Genomic DNA, 1,023 nt, shown 5'->3' on the forward strand with positions numbered 1-1,023 from the left:
CCCATGCCGAAGCTGACGAAGAACATCACAACGAAATAGATCGTCAGCGGCACCGCGATGAGTAGGACGTCACTTGGCTGCGCGACGATGCGCTCACCCTGCATCGCGAACATCACGATCACTGTAAAGAGCAGCGCGAGCAGCGTGAGCGGGCTGATCGTGGGTTCAAACGTCTCTTCGTACCATTCAACACCTTTCGCCCGCGTGCCGACGAATCGGGAGAGAATGCCGGCGGCGAAGGGGATCCCGAGGAAGATCGCGATCGCCTCGAAAACCTGTATCGGTGTAATATTGAATGCGGAAATTCCGGCAACGAGCGATTCCATGCCCAGAATCGGGGGGAGAAATAGAGCGAAGAACCAGATGTACACGCCGTACGTAACGATCTGGAAGACGCTATTGAACGCGACGAGCCCCGCGGCGTACTCGTTCGAACCCTCGGCGAACTCGTTCCAGACCAGTACCATCGCGATACAGCGGGCCATCCCGATGAACACCAGCCCGAGGAAGAACTCAGGTCGGGCAGGCAGTCCAGGAACGAGACCGCTGAAGAAGATGACCGCCAACCCGAACATTAGCGTGGGACCGATGAGCCAGTTCTGGACGAGGCTCAGCCCGAGTACCTTCACGTTCTTGAAGACAGCGGGGAGTTGCCCGTAGTTGACCTTCGCGAGTGGTGGATACATCATTAACACGAGGCCGATCTCCACGAGATGGAGGTCCTGAATCGGACCGGTCACCGACGGCGCAACGTAGCCGAGGCTGATCCCGATCCCCATCGCGCCGAAGATCCAGACGGTGAGGTACTTATCGAGGAAGTCCATCGACCGCGGATCCCCGCAGGACTCACAGTCGCAGTTCGGGCCGTGCTCGTGAGCGGCGCCGCTCACGCCACCGTCACCCCCGTCGTGTTGGGTGAGTCGGCCGTAGAGCGATACCGGTGCGTAGGCGGATAGTTGTTCATAATTGGTGTGTCGGCAGCAGTGGTTACTCTTCGGCCGCGATCACGTCGAGCTGGACGTC

Annotated in this window: 1 protein-coding gene; it reads right to left on the reverse strand. The window is 59.3% G+C overall.

All coding sequences use genetic code 11. The annotated features are described in order from the left end of the window. Positions 1-890: arsenic resistance protein (locus FN829_RS15705; RefSeq protein WP_142987862.1), on the reverse strand; the 890-nt coding region annotated here is incomplete at its 3' end. Positions 891-1,023 lie beyond the last annotated feature (133 nt).

Source organism: Halorubrum cibi, from assembly GCF_900182635.1.
GTDB lineage: Archaea > Halobacteriota > Halobacteria > Halobacteriales > Haloferacaceae > Halorubrum > Halorubrum cibi.